This is a genomic window from Algoriphagus sp. PAP.12, from assembly GCF_026652115.1.
In the GTDB taxonomy this organism is placed as follows: Bacteria; Bacteroidota; Bacteroidia; order Cytophagales; family Cyclobacteriaceae; genus Algoriphagus.
Genome location: NZ_JAPPSQ010000001.1, coordinates 658,422 through 674,439, shown reverse-complemented (window position 1 = coordinate 674,439; position 16,018 = coordinate 658,422). Strand labels below are relative to the sequence as shown.

The window sequence follows — 16,018 nt, the reverse complement described above, 5'->3', positions numbered from 1 at the left end:
TAAAAGTCGGGGTTATTTTTTTATTAACATCTTAGAGATTCAAAAATGAATTTCCATTTTTAGGCCGTCAAACCAAAAAATCTTTACTCGATGAAAATCAAATTTCTATTTTTAACATTGTTTACAATTGGATTGAGTCAATTTATTTTTGCTCAAAAAAATGAAGAAACGCTCAAAGTTATGACCTACAATATCTGGAATGGATTTGATTGGGGAAAGGATACTCTGAGACAGAAAAACTTGATTCAGTGGGTAAAAGAGCAAAATCCTGATGTTTTAGCTTTGGAGGAACTTTGTGGATATGATGAAGAAAAGCTCAGAAAAGATGCCGAACAATGGGGACATCCTTATGTGAAAATCCTAAAAGAACGTGGATATCCTACAGCATTAACATCCAAAGAGCCAATTGAACTCATCGAAAAGAATGTGGATAACTTCTGGCATGGGCTATTGCATGTCAAAACTTCTGGGATTGATTTTTTTGTAGTCCATCTTTCGCCTTCAGATGCTAATTTTAGATTGAGAGAAGCTCAACAAATCAAATCCCGAATTCAGGAGCTTCAAAGTGATTTTTTCATCGTCTTGGGAGATTTCAATTCTCATTCCCCAATGGATGCTTATTGGCTTGAGAAAAAGGATGAACTCAGAGAAAAAAGCCAAAGAAAGGAAGGGGATAAATACGATGATTTGAGATTAGGACAATTTGATTATGCACCGATTTCAGAGTTCTTATCTATTCCTGCTGTAGATGTATGCCTAAATAAAGTTGACTTCGAAAAAAGCTTTACTTTCCCATCTCCAGTTTTAATAGGAAGATATGATAATACGCCAGAAACGATTATCCAAAACCGGGTCCGAATAGATTACATTCTCGCGAGCCCTAAATTGGCACAAAAATGTATCAAAGTTGAGATATTCAATCATGGAACACCAGAAACACTTTCAGATCACTTTCCCGTTTTGGCTGAGTTTAAGGTTGAGAGGGATTAATTAAAATTAACAGAGACTGGACTTATTCAATATTTTTTAACTTTTTACATAGTTTGTAAAATGGTAAATTTTAGTTAACCAAATTCAACTAAAATGAAAAAGCCCTTTCTTCTAATTATTTGCTTGACTTTTCTATTTGCCTGTGCCTCAAACAAGTCTAAAAATGTTAGCACTTCTTTTGGTAAAAAGTCGCTCGGCGATACTCGACAGATCCCTGTGGAGTATCTTAATGAAAACACTTTCCTTCTAACTGAGTCGAGTGTTGATAAATCTTATGGATATTCAGAAGCCAATCCAATTAAAGTAGGAGGTGTAATAGACAATGGTGCTAAAAATCAGCAGAGATTTTTAAATGCACTCTTAGGTCCAAATGGTGAAGAGGTAGAATATTATAGATTAGGAAGTTGCTGCCATTTCAAAACGCCAAATGGACTAATGGGTGACTCAGGCCTGCTAGACATCTATAGAGTCTATTGAGGATCCAAAGACACTGTCAATTTATATCTGAACTTATATGACGAAGGAGATTTAAAAATTCCAGTAGGCTTCAAATCAAGGAAATAAAATCCTGATTTAACAAAAAAGCCCATCCTATTTTCATAAGATGGGCTTTGATATTTTAAAATCACTTAATTAACTACAAGCTATTTTATTAACTCTATTGGCATGACGGCCACCTTCGAATTCAGTAGTCAAGAATACTTCTGTAATCTCTTCAGCTAATTCATAAGCTATAAAACGAGCAGGAAGGGCTACCACATTAGCATTGTTATGCTGTCTTGCCAAAGCTGCCAGCTCTGTATTCCAAACCAAGGCAGCTCGGATTCCCTGATGCTTATTGGCTGTAATAGCCACACCATTTCCAGAACCACAAATCACGATTCCTAGATCATATTCGCCATTCTCTACAGCCGTACTCAATGGGTGAACATAATCAGGATAATCCACTGAAGCGGTTGAAAAAGGTCCAAAATCCTTCACTTCGTAGCCTTGGCTTTCCAGTTTTTGGATCAATTTCCCTTTGTATTCAAAGCCGGCATGATCTCCGCCTATCGCAATTTTCTTAGCCATGATTTCCTTTATTTATTGATCAATCCTCGAATCGCTCGTTTTTATCGTCCTCATCCTTTTTTTCTTCTTCGGATGGCTTAGACTGTTCTTTAGTCAAATTTTGCTCGGATTCTCTTTCTTGTCTCTCAAATTCAGCATCTTTCTTTTGCTCTTCAGCCTCTTTAATAGCACGCTTTTTTTCCAATCGCTTTGCAATGGTAATTCCAGCCTCATACAAGACTAAAATAGGCATACCTATCAATAGCTGGCTGACTACATCTGGAGGAGTAATAATCGCTGCTACCACCAAAATAACCACAATCGCATGTCTTCTATAAGCTCTCAACATGGATGATGTAACCAATCCAGACATGGAAAGGAAATAAATCACCACAGGCAACTGGAACATGATCGCAGAAGCCAATACCAGCATGATCAAAGTAGTCACATAAGAACCAATATCAAATTCATTGAGAATAGTCGGATCCAACTGATAGTTGGACAGGAAGTTGATCGAAAGGGGAGATAGGATAAAATATCCAAATGATGCTCCCATGAAGAACAACAAACTCACAAAGAATACAGCTCCTCTTGCAGCGCTTTTCTCTTGATCATAAAGTCCTGGACTGATAAATCTCCAAAACTCCCAGAACACATAAGGGAAAGCAACCACAAATCCCACCACAAAACTAGAAGTCATGTGCATGGAAAACTGGCCAGTCATCTGCCTACTCTGAATAGTAAAAGGCAATTCATCGATACATAAGGCTGTAATGCCCAAGTAATCCCCTAAATCACACAAAAGCCTATAGGTGATAAAGTCCACTTTCGATGGACCCAAGATCACCATTCCAAAGACAATGCTTTTAGAAAGAAAGGCAATGATGGAAAGTATAAGAATTGCTGCTACTGAGCGAAGCAAATGCCAGCGAAGAGCTTCCAGATGGTCCAAAAAGGACATTCCTTCCTCTTCCTCCTCTTGATATTGGTCTAATGCCACTGTGGTAATTTACGCTTTTAGTATAATGGAAACTGAACCATCCAATCGTTGACTTCTTTACGAATGCTTTCTAAAACTGCTTCATCAGCATGGTTTTGCAAAGCTCTGTCAATCAAATGAACTATCTTTTTCATGTCTTCTTCTTTCAATCCTCTAGTGGTGACAGCCGCTGTACCCACTCGCATTCCAGAAGTGACAAAAGGTGATTTGGTGTCAAAAGGCACCATATTTTTATTGATAGTAATATCTACTTTTCCCAAAGTTTCTTCAGCAATCTTTCCAGTCAATTCCTTGTTACGAAGATCAATCAGCATCAAATGGTTGTCAGTTCCACCGGAAATCAATTGATATCCTAGACTTACGAATTCTTCCGCCATTACGGATGCATTCTTTTTCACCTGAAGGATATATGCCATGTATTCGTCAGACAAAGCTTCTTCAAAAGCAACAGCTTTCGCAGCGATGATGTGCTCCAAAGGACCTCCTTGAGTACCAGGGAATACTCCCATATCCAACAAAGAAGACATCTTTCTGATTTCTCCTTTTGGAGTAGTCAACCCCCAAGGATTGTCAAAATCTTCTCTCATCACAATCAAACCACCTCTTGGACCTCTCAAAGTTTTGTGAGTAGTTGTTGTTACGATATGACAATGCTCCAATGGATCGTTCAACAATCCTCTAGCGATCAAACCAGATGGATGAGAAATATCAGCCAACAAAATAGCTTCAACCTGATCTGCGATTTCTCTCAATCTTTCATAATCCCAATCTCTAGAGTAAGCAGAAGCTCCGCAGATGATCATCTTTGGCTTCACTTCCAAAGCTTTCGCTTCTACCTTACCGTAATCGATCACTCCAGTCTCTTCTTCTACACCATAGAAATGAGGCTCATAAAGTTTTCCGGAGAAGTTTACAGGCGATCCGTGAGTCAAGTGACCTCCATGAGAAAGGTCAAAACCCAAAATTGGATCTCCTGCTTTCAAACAAGCCAACATCACTGCCGCATTCGCCTGAGCACCAGAGTGCGGCTGTACGTTAGCCCAAGTAGCACCAAAAAGCTTCTTAGCACGATCGATTGCAATTTGCTCGATCTCATCGACCACTTCGCATCCACCGTAGTACCGCTTCTTAGGCAATCCTTCCGCGTATTTGTTGGTCAAAACACTTCCAGCGGCCTCCATGACCTGCTTGCTGGTGAAATTTTCCGAAGCAATTAGCTCGATGCCGCGCTTCTGTCTGTCTTCTTCTTGGGCGATGAGGTCAAATACAACCGAATCTCTTTTCATAATTTTGATTTTGAAAGCCGATAATGGGAGAAATCAGGCGCATGCCTGGTTCAAATCAGGTCCAAAAATAGCCTGAAAGTCCTTATTATCCAATGTAGAATAGGATTGAAAAATAGGAAGTTCCTTTTCTTTCTATGAAAAGCTTCCTACTCCTTCGTAAATTCGGCCTATGGTCGATTTCAAATTTCAGCCTGATTCATACTTTTCTGAGGAGATAACCTCGGTTTTGCTCGTAAAATTGAACTTTCCTGAGTCAACTTGGGGAGAGCAAATCAGCATTTATGCCCATCAAATGGATTTCAAAATTCATTTGGAAGCAGTGGATTTTTATGGAAATGAATACATGCTGTACCCTTCAAAAGTAGAAGAACCTCTGAATTTGGAAGATCTGATCTATCTGATCGAAGGCATGCAAGTCAATCAGGATGAGATGGAAGGTAATATGGAATTGGTTTTAGATGGAATCCCTGAAGCCACCAGTAGCTACTATCCAGACCTGGAAAAATACTTTGAGGAGAAGCGAAAAAGTTTTGGGCTAGACTAGATGTCCAGTGCTCCTTGCCTTTGGTAAGTCACCTGATTACTTTGAAACCAATACTCGTATGTTTCAAAGTCAATGCAATCCTTCAACTCAATGCCGTTGTAAAGAACTTTCTTCAGACAATTGACAGGAAGCCAAGATTTCAATTTTCTTTCCTGATCCTTGGAAAGCTGCGATAATTGAATCCATTTACTCCCATTGATAAAAATCGGTATAAGTTTAGTCATAGGTTAAGGGCTCTTTTGATTCAAAAGTATACTGATTTTCAGATCACTACAATTATGCCAAATTAATTTTATGTTAAAAAAAGCTGAGTTTCATATCTTTCCGAGATGATTGGAGCCATAGTCTCATTTCTATTTTTAGCAGCAGGCCTTTATTTTCAGCGACGCCCTGATTTTCCGGTCGAGAAAGCTATCCGTTGGGTAAACACCTATCTTTTCAACATTGTATTGCCTGCATTGGCCTTACTCTATATTCCTCAAATCAATCCCGGTTGGGATCTTTTAATTCCTATTTCAGCCGCTTGGTTTACTTTCTTTCTTTCTTGGCTAATCTTCGGGAGCCTTGGAAGAATTTTCAATTGGAGCCCACAAGTGATAGGTTGCCTTTCCATCGTTGCAGGTTTAGCAAACACCTCCTTTTTAGGATTTCCGGTAGTGGAAGCACTTTATGGCAAGGCAGGTCTTCCCGTCGCTCTCCTGATGGATCAAGGAGGATCGTTTCTATTGGTATCTTCAATAGCAATTGTAATTGGCTCAATCTACAGTCATGAACGTGGGAATCTTTCAGAAATCCCCTGGAAAATTCTCAAATTCCCTCCTTTTGGATTCCTGATTGCAACGTTGATCATGAGTTTGATTGGATGGAAAACCCCCGAATTTTTGATTCCCGTTCTTCAAATCATTGGAAAAACCATGGCACCCATAGCCCTTCTCGCCATTGGGCTCCGTTTCAAAGTGGAAAAAGCAGATCTGACTTCGAAATTTTTTTGGTATGGATTGGGATATCGACTAATCTTGGCTCCAGCTCTGGTCTTCTTGATTTATAGGAATTTTCTCAACCCAGAAGAACTCACCTTTAAAGTGACTGTTTTGGAATCAGCCATGGCTCCAATGATTACAGGATCAATCGTAGCCATCAATTATCATTTGGCTCCAAGACTTGCTGCCCTTCTTTCAGGACTGGGGATGGTAATTTCTATTGGAAGTATTCTGCTTTGGTATTTTTTCTTAGGATGACCAATCCTTGCTCAGCTCATCCAATATTTCGTTGTGGATATTACCATTGGTGGCCAATATTTGTCTGCCAAAAACAAAATCTTTTCCTCCGGAAAAATCAGTCACTTTTCCTCCGGCTTCCTGAACAATGATGGCTCCTCCAGCCACATCATAGGAGTTCAAATTGTACTCAAAAAAACCTTCAGCTCTTCCACAGGCCACGTACACCAAGTCCACTGCCGCAGATCCGAATCTTCTCAACCCATGGGTCGTTTGCATCAAAGATTTCAATGTAGCCAAATAGCGATCTATCAGATCAAAATTGTAGTAAGGAAATCCCGTTGCGATCAAGGAAGCTGATAAATCAGGCGCTTTACTTACATGGATAGGCTTTTCATTACAAAATGCTCCTCCACCTTTGGTCGCATAAAAGCACTCATCCAAATTCACTTCGTAAACAACACCCAAGATCAATTCATCCTTTTGGATCAAAGCAATACTTACAGAAAATACCGGAATCCCATGGATAAAGTTGGTTGTCCCATCCAATGGATCGATAATCCAATTCAAATCATCCGATTGAGTCGTACTAGTTCCCTCCTCGGTAATAAAGCCTGCTTCAGGTAGCACTTCACTTAAGCCATCTACAATCAACTTTTCCGCCTCTTTGTCAACATAAGACACCAAGTCATTGAAGCCTTTATGCTCCACAGCATCCATATCGAAGTGCTGTCTTTCCTGTCGTATAAAAGCTCCCGCTTTTTTGGCAATTACTTTCGTCTTTTCTAGGATTTGCTGTAGCTTTTCTTGGGTAAGCATTTGGTGACTGGCGGTTTTTATTTAATTAATAGGTATTAGTTATAAGTAAAAAATCAGCTCTTATTCTCTTTCAAAAATTCATTTACCGCTTTTCCCGGACTTCAGATAACGAGCTTGCTTTTCTTCTCTAGTTTCTTTTTTCACCGAAACTCCTTCTACGGTCAGGACGATTTCACCTTTCAAAGGATTGGTTTCATAATATTCAATCAATTCTTCAAGGCTTCCACGAACATTCTCCTCATGAAGCTTTGTAAGCTCTCTAGAGACGCAAGCTTGTCTTTCTGAGCCAAAGGCTTCAGTAAGCTGCTCTAAGGTCTTGATAAGCCTGTGAGGGGATTCGTAAAAGATCATTGTTCTGGATTCTTCTATCAAAGCGTCAATTCTGGTTTTTCGACCCTTCTTGTGGGGAAGAAAACCTTCGAATACAAAGCGATCATTGGGAAGACCAGAATTAACCAAGGCAGGAACGAAAGCGGTGGGACCAGGCAAGCATTGAACTTCCAAGTCAGCAGCCAAGACCTCCCGAACTAACAAAAATCCCGGATCAGATATCCCTGGAGTACCTGCGTCACTAACCAAGGCAAAAACTTCCCCCTTCTTCATCCGTTCCACAAGCTTTTCTACAGCTTTGTGTTCGTTGAAAATATGATAAGATTGAAGATTATTAGAAATCTCAAGATGCTTCAAAAGCATACCCGTGGTACGAGTATCCTCTGCTAGGATCACATCCACAGATTTCAGGACTTCCAAAGCTCGAAGTGTAATGTCTTTCAGGTTCCCGATCGGTGTTGGAACCAAAAACAAATTGATAACACTTTCACTCATGCAATTATTGCGTCTATTGCTTTTGCCAACTGGCGATCTTTATCGGTCACAGTATTTCCAGCATCATGTGTAGTCAATTCAATTTCTACAGTATTGTAGACATTGGACCAGTTAGGGTGATGCTGCTGAGCTTCCGCTAAAAAAGCCACCCGAGTCATGAAGGCAAAAGCCTCTTGGAAATCCTGGAATTTAAATGTCTTTTTGAGCCTATTGTTTTCCTCTTTCCACATATTCCTAGTATTAAAGTGACAACAATCCCTCGATTGAGGAAGCTTGCTCGTAGTATGCAATTACATCATCAGCGGTATCAACCATCACCTGGATAGTTGTGCTGATATACTTTCCTCCCGAACTTGGCTTTAACACCACTTCATGATTGGGAAATATAGCCTTTACTTCATCCTCTTTCCCATTAGGAACGATGAATTTGAACATATACAATTGTGGAAACTCACCATTGGCTTCCAACTTCTCCTTGAAGGCTTGGATATTAAATTGCTTTTGCATCCTACTAATTTATTAAAATGGATTACAAAAAAAGAACCCATGCTGTGCGGCATGGGTTCCAATTTTTGATACTTAGAAGAATTTGTATCTAAAATCTTTCACATCTGCCAAATCTTGCAAGGCCATCATTACTTGGTAAGAGGACCTCTGTGCAGCATTCTGCGCCAGTTGCGCTTGATACCCGGAGTAGTCTCCGATTTCAGCAGCTGGAGTTAAAGTATTCAATTTCGCAACAATCACTCCGATATCCTCGGTAAGTGGCTGAGTAGTTTCACCTTGAGAAATTCCGAAAATAGCTCCAACGGCTTTTGGTGCAAAACCGATTCCTGGAATTACTGAAGAGCTCAGTTTCAAATCAGGAATTTCATTCAAAGAAGCAGCTTCAGGGTAAACAGCTTTCATATCTTCCAAAGAAGACTTTCCAGCCAAGGCCTGCTTGATTACTTCTGCTTTCTTCTCATTTCTAACTTGTCCTTCTACTTGAGCACGAACATCCTCAAGCTTTGCATCACCCTCTTCTTTTCTACTTACCAAAGAAGCTACGATGTATGCATTGTCCAATTCAAATACTGGAGAAACCTCACCGGTAGAAGCTTCAGCAAAAGCCCAACGGATTACTTCTCTAGCATTTTGTAGGTTGTTCAAGTTTCTAGCACTTGCATCAATGTTATTAGCCTGAAGAACTCTGTATCCTTTATCTACTGCATTTTCAGAGAATTCATTTCTGTTGCCAGATTCAGCAGCAAAAGAGTCAGCATTTCTGAACGCCTCATTTCTTGTAGCATCAGAAGCAACCAATTCAAGTTGAAGTACTGCCAACTTGGTGTATTCAGTTTGAGGAAGCTCAGTTACCTCAATGATATGATATCCATATTCTGTTTCAACCAAATTAGGAAGAAGACCTGTAGTATTTCTAGCATAAGTAGCTTCTGCAAATGCGTCTACAAAATCAGCTTTTGCAAACCATCCTAGATCACCGCCAGTTTGAGATGTTCCATCCTGACCATATTGTCTAGCAGCCAAAGCAAAGTCGCCACCATTTTTAAGGTCGGCTAATACTTCTTCAGCCTGAGTTTTCACTTGAGCTTTAGCTGCATCATCCATTCCTTCAGTACCGAACAAAATATGAGAAGCCCTCATTCTTGGAGTTCCAGAATATTGGTCAGTCACTTTAAAAGAAACGTAAGTACCGTTAGCAGTCACGAATGGACCATAAGTCTCTCCTGCTTCGATTGCATCTACGTTATTGGTCAAATCAGCAGGAAGCTGATCACCTGGACGGAATGTATAGAATGCAGGTCTTAGGTCAGAATTTCTGTTTACAAAAACTGAATCATTCTCAGAAGTTCTCAATTCGTCCGTCAATTGACGGATATTGGAAATCACCTCTGCAGAATCTTCGCCACTTGGAAGGATGCTGAAACTTACATATTCAACATTGGCAGTATTGCCAGTTTTGAACATATCCTGATGGCTATTCAAATAAGACTGAAGCTCAGAATCAGAAATAGTTACTGCATCATCTTCCACAGCATAGTAAGGAACAAATAGGATAGATGCATCAGCAATAGAGTTTGCTGCATTGTATTCCATTTTGGCTTCTGCAGTAGTTACATACTCAGAAGTAGCCAACATGTTGTCATACTTTATTCTCAATCTAGAGTCTGCAAAGATTTGCTCTTGCTGAGCCCAGAATGCTTGCTGAGCGGGATCTGCAGTTTCCAAAGACTGAAGGAAAGTGATCAACTGTGACTTATCGAACTGTCCAGTTTGAGGATTTACCAGTTGTTGACGTAATTCAGGTACGATATTTTTTCCTTGAACCATATCTACCAATTCAGCTGGAGAAATAGTTAGGCCTAACTTTTCATACTCTTCTTTGAATACTCTCTCAACAATCATTGCTTGCCAAGCCTGCTCTCTTACAGTGAACATTTCCACCTCAGATGGAGCACGACCAGTCCTTTGCTGATATGCGATTCTGAATTCTTCTACTTTGGCCACATACTCCTCGTATGTGATGTCCTCTCCTGCTATCTCACCAACGATGTTTTGGCTAGAGTTTAGCAAGGTGGAATTTGGACTCAATAGATCACCCCCCAATAGGAATAAAATCAACCCGCCGGCAATTACACCGATAGCGAGACCTGTCCGCTGTCTAATTTGTTTAATTAACGCCATTATTGTTACTACGCTTTTTTAGAAGTGTCGCAAAATAATAGCATTAGTAACGAAATTCAAAATATATTCTGAATCAAACCATTACCTAAAAAATACCCGGGGTGCCAATTTTGAGCCGAACGGAGTCAATTCTATGGTCTTGTTTGGACACAACTGTGAACGTATATGGCCCTATAGCCACTGACTCGCCTTTTTTGGGAAGATTCTCAGTATAGGAAAGAATAAGTCCAGAAAGGGTTTCAAAATCTCCAACTGGCAAATCCCATTCATATTTATCATTCAAATAATCAATTTCATGACGTGCACTGAGTAAATATTCCTGATCACCGATCTTTTGCTCAATCAAATCATCGCTGTCATACTCGTCTTCGATTTCTCCAAAAATTTCTTCTATGATGTCCTCCATGGAGACAATTCCACTTGTTCCCCCGAATTCATCTACGACCAAAGCCAAGCTTTTCCTTTCCTGAATAAATTCGATTAATAATTCATTTGCCAGAGCTGATTCCGGTGCAATAATGATGGGAGTCAGGATTTCTTCAATAGTTTTTGGCTTTTTGAAAAGCTCCAGTTGGTGGCAATACCCAATGACATCGTCGATCGTCTCGCGGTAAACGATGATTTTAGAATGACCACTTTCCGCAAAAATCTCCTTGAGCTCTTCTATAGTATCTTCCACCTCCACAGCAACAATATCTGTCCGAGGAACCATACATTCACGCACCCGTACAGTTTTGAATTCTACAGCATTGTCAAAAATCTTGGTATCTATTTCTGCTTTTCCTTCAATCTTCGCCTGATTCATATGGGTTTGAATAAAGCTATTAAGATCAGTAACTGTAAACACAGGTTTATCCTCACTATATTCTAATCGGAGGACTTTGGTTATAAAAAATCGAGAAAGCCCAACTACCGCCCAAACTACCGGGTACATCAGGTAATAAATTACCAACATCGGTAATGCGAAAATATTCAGCATATTATTCGGATTGAGCATAAACAGACTTTTCGGCAAAAACTCTGCAGTGATCAAAACAATAATGGTGGAAATCAGCGTCTGCAAAACCAAAATAAAGCCTTCATTTGCCAAATTTGGACCCAACAGCATTCTCAATGGATCTTCCAGCAAATAGGCCATGAAAATTCCATAAAGAACTAACGCAATGGTATTTCCCATTAAGGTAGTTCCAATAAATTGGCCTGGATGCTGAATGAAATTACTTAGTATTTTACCACTAAATGCTCCTTGTTTATTCTGGAGCTCAATCTGTAATTTGTTGGAAGAGATAAAGGCGATTTCTATTCCTGAGAAAAAAGCCGAAAACAGCAAAGTGATAATCACATAGATCAAGTAGCTTGTATCCATAATTAATGCTTCCGCTTTTTCTTTTTCATTTTTTCGGGGATATCTGTAGGCGGTGGGTTTTTCATCCTTCTGTATTGAAACCAAAACAAAAGAGCCACCGCAAACATAAATATAGAGTAAGAATATTCAATTCCTACAGTCATGCTCTGATGGATTCCAATGATAATCAAAGCCAAAGAAAGAGACAATATCAAAACATCTGCTAATTTCATAGGTCTTCTCCCGGTAGAATAGTCCGGCTATCCCTCAGTTTTTTTAATGTATAATTTTTAAAATTTTGATCAGCTTCCATACCGGTCCCATTGAACAGAGTTTCCTTATCTCTGATGGTCACGAATTTATCTGTATAGATTTTTTGCTTTTTAGGATCCCAATATAATTCCTCACTTTGAAGATGCTGATCTTCTAAAAGATTATCTACTTGGACATTACCTTCCCCACGATAAAGATTTTTTTCCTTATCAAAATATCCTCTATCTGCCTTCAAAATTGTGCTTTTCGTGCCATCCACATCAAAATGTTCAATTAAAATCCCTTCAGGAAACTCCATATTTCCATTTAAAAATTGCATTTGCTTCGGGGCCCGGATTTCAGATCTGACCACTGCTGAATCAGATCGGATCAAATGAATGTTGGTTCCCATCCTTACAGGACCATCGTACACCTCTAAAGCGGAAGAATCTATTTCCGGATCGCAGGCTGCAAAAATGAAAATACTTAAAACTAGAAGGTAGAAATTCTTCATGGCACAAAGATAAACTATATTTTTCCTTTGAGTGAACCCAACGAAAAAAGGCAGCCAAAGGCCGCCTTTTCCTATATAAATGAAGTTAAATTAATCTCTAGTGGAAATTGACACAGTTTCACCAATCCAGCAACCTGTGCTGATAGATCCACCTACCTGAAGACCTTCAGTAAATACCTCTTCTTTAGAAGGGAACTGAGCTCTTGCTTGTGCCATTCCTTGTGAATCACCTGCTCTTTGGTAAGCGTTGTAAGCAGCCATGTAGATCGCACGGTCTTTCACGCGAGACACACCACCTTTACAATCATTGAAAGAGTTCATGTACAATCCACCGATCATAGAATAAGCATCTTTAGTTCTTTCTGGATCCAAAGCCGCAGCTTCTTTCGCAGCATTTCTTGCAGCAGATTTTCTTCCCAAGTTAGCGTGTACTTTGGCTAAGTCCATTTGGATTTCAGCTTTTTGCACATCATTTTCAGCCAATGTCAAAGCCTTCTCCAAAACAGGTTGAGCTTTTTCATAGTCTTTCTCCTGGATATATCTCATCGCTCTTACCTGAGAAGTCGCATAGGTAGGGTTGTTCGAATCAATCAATTCCAAAGCAGACAAGAATGCATTAGATGACAAACACTTGTACTGAACAGAGTATTGGAAGATTTGCTGAGCTAATTTTTCATTGGTTGGATCAGCAGCCAATTTAGGCCCCATAGTATTTTCGATAAAGTCACAATCGATCAATTCCATTGCCACTAACAACTGCTCCATCTGACTTCTTGGAGAAGTTACATCTTTACCAGCCGCTGCTGCTTTATCCAAGTCTTCTTGGATACTTGCATAAATATCCAAGATTTGCTCATCGGTATAAGCATCGTTGTAAGCATCATGTCTTCTAACCGCATCAAAATATGCAGGATAAAGAGCAGTTAAAGAAAGTTCACCATTCAATTCAATAGCTCTTTCGAAATCTGCTACTACATCTGCTAATTTTTCTTTTGCTCCTTTATAGAACCCATATCCGTAGTAAGCTTTATTTTCAATCCACTTAGGTGCATTGTCATAAATCTCATCACGTTTATTATAAACCCAAATTACGGAGTCTTCATAAACTCTTTTTTGAGCTTCATCGGTGGTTGCATCTGCAGCACCTTTGTATACGGTCACACCATTAATATAGATGGACTCATTTAGCTCAGGTACATTTACTAGTAGCCAGTGCAATGGTTTGGTAGCTTCTACAAACTGCTCAGACTTCATATAATCTGTGTAAGCAGCATTCAATTCTTTGGCTTTGGCTTCCTCAGCTGGATCAGTTGGAAAATTCCATCCATCCTGTGCTTGCACCATTCCGGCGAAAAGCAAGGCAGAAAGCCCCAGAAGGGTTGATTTAATTTTCATGGTTTGACTTGTTTAATTCGGTTAATTACGCTCTTCTATTTCTGTTTGGTTTCCCAAACAGGTTAATTTTTTAATCAAATACTCTTTTATAGAACCAGGAGTTGTCGTTCAAAGAGAAGCCAAGGGTGAAGTTCACATAGTTCTCCCGAATCAATCCTGCAGAGGTCGTTCCTCTTTGTCCCACTTTCACTGCGAAATTTAATAAAGACAATTGATTAACTGGAATTGAAGCTCCAAAGTTAATGCCATAGTCATTGATATTTGTCTGATTTAGGTAGTAAGGAGTCTGCTGAAACTCCAATCCAACCCGGTAAGTTGCTCTTTTTAAAAGGTTGTCAACTTCTTGATAATCGGGTACAATTTGCATTCCTAAACCTAATTTCACAGTCTCTCTCAACTCCAATTCATTGCCTAGGAAATTCCTGAAATCTTTGAAATCCTGGTATTGCCCTTCAAGACCAATAACATATTTATTGACCTTTTCATAACTCACCCCAAATCCATAACGACTTGGAATATAGATACTTCCCTTTTCATCATTGAAAACAAGGTCTCCCTCTGAATCGGGATCGCTAGCTTCACCAAATGCGGCCAGTTTGGCAAAAGCTTTTCCACTAACGTCCCCAAGCCCCTGATAAATGGCACCTAGGTGAAGATTGCTTTTATCTCCTACTTTGAAGTAGTAGTGAGCTCCTAACTTTACCCCAACATCTGAAACTGTTAATCTTTCATAATATTCAGAAGAGTTTCCGACAGACACCCCATCTTGATCATAAAGTGACAATTGATTAGTTCGAATAGTGGACCCAAATAAATAAGAACCGTGGATACCGATGCTCAAATTCTTAGCTAATAAATAGCCTGCACTTAAATATGCTTCACTGATACCACCATCTCCTTCGATGCTATTAAAAGATTCGAAAGAAGTGCCTGAAATGGTACTTGACACCTGCAAACTATAATTTACCGAAGTGATTTGGTTCAAGCCTAGACCCATTGCGAATTTGCCAGGCTTGAAAGGAAGAGACATTGCGACATAGGAAAGACCTCCACCATCTACATCAGATGATTCAGATCCATTGCTTGCATTGATTTTCTTATAATTCAATGCCGCTTGAAAATTAAAAATGGTATTTCTGGTTTGTAATGCGGGATTGACCACATTAGGGTTCCAACCAGTCCCAAAACTGATTCCAAGACCTCCCATTCCTTGGTTTTGTGTCAATCCAGAATAATTAAATTCACCGATTCCCAAAGCGGAATAGGTAGAGGCACTGGACTGGGCCTGTGCTTCAGAAAATAACAAAAGGGTGCAACAGACACCCAACAAGTGCAATTTGATCTTACTCAACATTGTGGTTTAGAATACAATTCAGTCCATGAAGGACCAAATTTGGGACTACAAATATGTGGTCTTTTGCCAATGATTCAAAAGATTGTGCATCTCCTCCGCAAACAAAGACCTTAATTTCAGGAAATTCGGCCCTGTAAGCCTGAATTTGACCCATTATTTCAAAGGCTATTCCGTACCATATTCCTGACTGCATGCAAGATTTGGTAGAATCTCCTAAATGTGATTCTGGTTTTTTTCCAACTTCAATCAAAGGAAGCCTAGCCGTAAATTGGTTCATGGCCTTGGCTCTCATCTCTAAGCCCGGGCTTATCGCACCGCCTAGATAGGTATTTCGATCATTGACTATTTCGAAAGTCATACAACTTCCCAAATCTACAACCAAAGTTGCTTCTCCTTTGGAGAGTTGCCAGCCGCCAATTGCAGCTGCAAGACGATCCAAACCCAACGTTTCGGGAGTGGCATAGCCATTTTGGATCGGCAAAGGTGTGGATTTTGTCAAAAAATGAAAGTCAAAATCTAATTCTCTTCGCAATTCATCTTCATTCCATCTTACAGATGATATTAGACAATTCGAAAAATCATGCATTCCCCATATAGGTTTTGCCTTTTCCAAACTGGAAAAAGATTCTTCCCAAACCACTTCTCCCTCTGTAAAAAGGGCGGATTTGATGCGGGTATTTCCTATGTCAATGATAAGATTGGGCATGACTCGAATTCTGTTTGCAAATTAGCTATTTAA

General features: G+C 39.7%; 19 protein-coding genes. 4 read left to right on the top strand and 15 right to left on the bottom strand.

The window, feature by feature from the left end:
* The first annotated feature begins 90 nt into the window (after positions 1–90).
* Both O0V13_RS02900 and O0V13_RS02895 read left to right on the top strand, forming a co-directional pair.
* On the top strand, positions 91–990 hold the full coding sequence (locus O0V13_RS02900) for an endonuclease/exonuclease/phosphatase family protein (protein ID WP_268033486.1): 900 nt from the start codon (positions 91–93) through the stop codon (positions 988–990).
* Between the two features lie 93 nt (positions 991–1,083).
* On the top strand, positions 1,084–1,467 hold the full coding sequence (locus O0V13_RS02895; protein ID WP_268033485.1) for a hypothetical protein: 384 nt from the start codon (positions 1,084–1,086) through the stop codon (positions 1,465–1,467).
* Positions 1,468–1,623: 156 nt separating this feature from the next.
* On the opposite strand, the gene rpiB is transcribed toward O0V13_RS02895, so the two are convergent.
* Genes rpiB through glyA form a run of 3 tightly spaced genes read right to left on the bottom strand, consistent with a single transcriptional unit; the run spans position 1,624 to position 4,326 of the window.
* Positions 1,624–2,061 carry a ribose 5-phosphate isomerase B gene (rpiB, locus tag O0V13_RS02890; RefSeq protein ID WP_268033484.1) on the bottom strand — a complete coding sequence of 146 codons (438 nt, stop codon included), beginning with the start codon at positions 2,059–2,061 and terminating at the stop codon, positions 1,624–1,626.
* A gap of 19 nt (positions 2,062–2,080) precedes the next feature.
* Positions 2,081–3,040, bottom strand: a complete 960-nt coding sequence (gene tatC / locus O0V13_RS02885) for a twin-arginine translocase subunit TatC (protein ID WP_268033483.1) — start codon at positions 3,038–3,040, stop codon at positions 2,081–2,083.
* 17 nt (positions 3,041–3,057) lie between these two features.
* On the bottom strand, positions 3,058–4,326 hold the full coding sequence (gene glyA, locus O0V13_RS02880) for a serine hydroxymethyltransferase (RefSeq protein WP_268033482.1): 1,269 nt from the start codon (positions 4,324–4,326) through the stop codon (positions 3,058–3,060).
* Positions 4,327–4,495: 169 nt separating this feature from the next.
* Between glyA and O0V13_RS02875 the strand changes: the two genes are divergently transcribed.
* On the top strand, positions 4,496–4,870 hold the full coding sequence (locus O0V13_RS02875) for a UDP-glucuronosyltransferase (protein ID WP_268033481.1): 375 nt from the start codon (positions 4,496–4,498) through the stop codon (positions 4,868–4,870).
* Here O0V13_RS02875 and O0V13_RS02870 read toward each other — a convergent pair.
* The gene (locus O0V13_RS02870; RefSeq protein WP_073571588.1) at positions 4,867–5,094 is read right to left on the bottom strand and encodes a hypothetical protein; all 228 of its coding nucleotides are present in this window, start codon (positions 5,092–5,094) and stop codon (positions 4,867–4,869) included. The genes O0V13_RS02875 and O0V13_RS02870 overlap by 4 nt on opposite strands.
* Positions 5,095–5,199: 105 nt before the next feature.
* Between O0V13_RS02870 and O0V13_RS02865 the strand changes: the two genes are divergently transcribed.
* The gene (locus O0V13_RS02865) at positions 5,200–6,108 is read left to right on the top strand and encodes an AEC family transporter (protein ID WP_268033480.1); all 909 of its coding nucleotides are present in this window, start codon (positions 5,200–5,202) and stop codon (positions 6,106–6,108) included.
* Here O0V13_RS02865 and O0V13_RS02860 read toward each other — a convergent pair.
* The 11 genes from O0V13_RS02860 to O0V13_RS02810 form a co-directional block, all read right to left on the bottom strand.
* On the bottom strand, positions 6,100–6,906 hold the full coding sequence (locus O0V13_RS02860) for an inositol monophosphatase family protein (protein ID WP_268033479.1): 807 nt from the start codon (positions 6,904–6,906) through the stop codon (positions 6,100–6,102). The genes O0V13_RS02865 and O0V13_RS02860 overlap by 9 nt on opposite strands.
* 78 nt (positions 6,907–6,984) lie before the next feature.
* On the bottom strand, positions 6,985–7,731 hold the full coding sequence (gene rsmI / locus O0V13_RS02855) for a 16S rRNA (cytidine(1402)-2'-O)-methyltransferase (RefSeq protein WP_268033478.1): 747 nt from the start codon (positions 7,729–7,731) through the stop codon (positions 6,985–6,987).
* Positions 7,728–7,961 (bottom strand): 4a-hydroxytetrahydrobiopterin dehydratase, encoded by a 234-nt coding sequence (locus O0V13_RS02850; protein WP_268033477.1) that lies wholly within the window; start codon positions 7,959–7,961, stop codon positions 7,728–7,730. Before O0V13_RS02850 ends, rsmI begins: the two co-directional genes overlap by 4 nt.
* A 10-nt stretch (positions 7,962–7,971) precedes the next feature.
* On the bottom strand, positions 7,972–8,238 hold the full coding sequence (locus tag O0V13_RS02845) for a DUF493 family protein (protein WP_268033476.1): 267 nt from the start codon (positions 8,236–8,238) through the stop codon (positions 7,972–7,974).
* A 72-nt stretch (positions 8,239–8,310) separates the two neighbouring features.
* Positions 8,311–10,419, bottom strand: a complete 2,109-nt coding sequence (locus O0V13_RS02840) for a peptidylprolyl isomerase (protein WP_268033475.1) — start codon at positions 10,417–10,419, stop codon at positions 8,311–8,313.
* An 85-nt stretch (positions 10,420–10,504) separates the two neighbouring features.
* A complete protein-coding gene (locus O0V13_RS02835) occupies positions 10,505–11,785 on the bottom strand; it encodes a hemolysin family protein (protein WP_268033474.1) in 1,281 nt (426 codons plus the stop codon).
* A 2-nt stretch (positions 11,786–11,787) separates the two neighbouring features.
* Positions 11,788–11,997, bottom strand: a complete 210-nt coding sequence (locus O0V13_RS02830) for a hypothetical protein (protein WP_268033473.1) — start codon at positions 11,995–11,997, stop codon at positions 11,788–11,790.
* On the bottom strand, positions 11,994–12,530 hold the full coding sequence (lptC, locus tag O0V13_RS02825) for an LPS export ABC transporter periplasmic protein LptC (protein WP_268033472.1): 537 nt from the start codon (positions 12,528–12,530) through the stop codon (positions 11,994–11,996). The genes O0V13_RS02830 and lptC overlap by 4 nt, the downstream gene beginning before the upstream one ends.
* Before the next feature lie 90 nt (positions 12,531–12,620).
* On the bottom strand, positions 12,621–13,925 hold the full coding sequence (locus O0V13_RS02820) for a hypothetical protein (protein ID WP_268033471.1): 1,305 nt from the start codon (positions 13,923–13,925) through the stop codon (positions 12,621–12,623).
* Positions 13,926–13,995: 70 nt separating this feature from the next.
* Positions 13,996–15,279, bottom strand: a complete 1,284-nt coding sequence (locus O0V13_RS02815; protein ID WP_268033470.1) for a hypothetical protein — start codon at positions 15,277–15,279, stop codon at positions 13,996–13,998.
* Positions 15,269–15,985 carry a type III pantothenate kinase gene (locus O0V13_RS02810; protein ID WP_268033469.1) on the bottom strand — a complete coding sequence of 239 codons (717 nt, stop codon included), beginning with the start codon at positions 15,983–15,985 and terminating at the stop codon, positions 15,269–15,271. The genes O0V13_RS02815 and O0V13_RS02810 overlap by 11 nt, the downstream gene beginning before the upstream one ends.
* Positions 15,986–16,018: the final 33 nt, after the last annotated feature.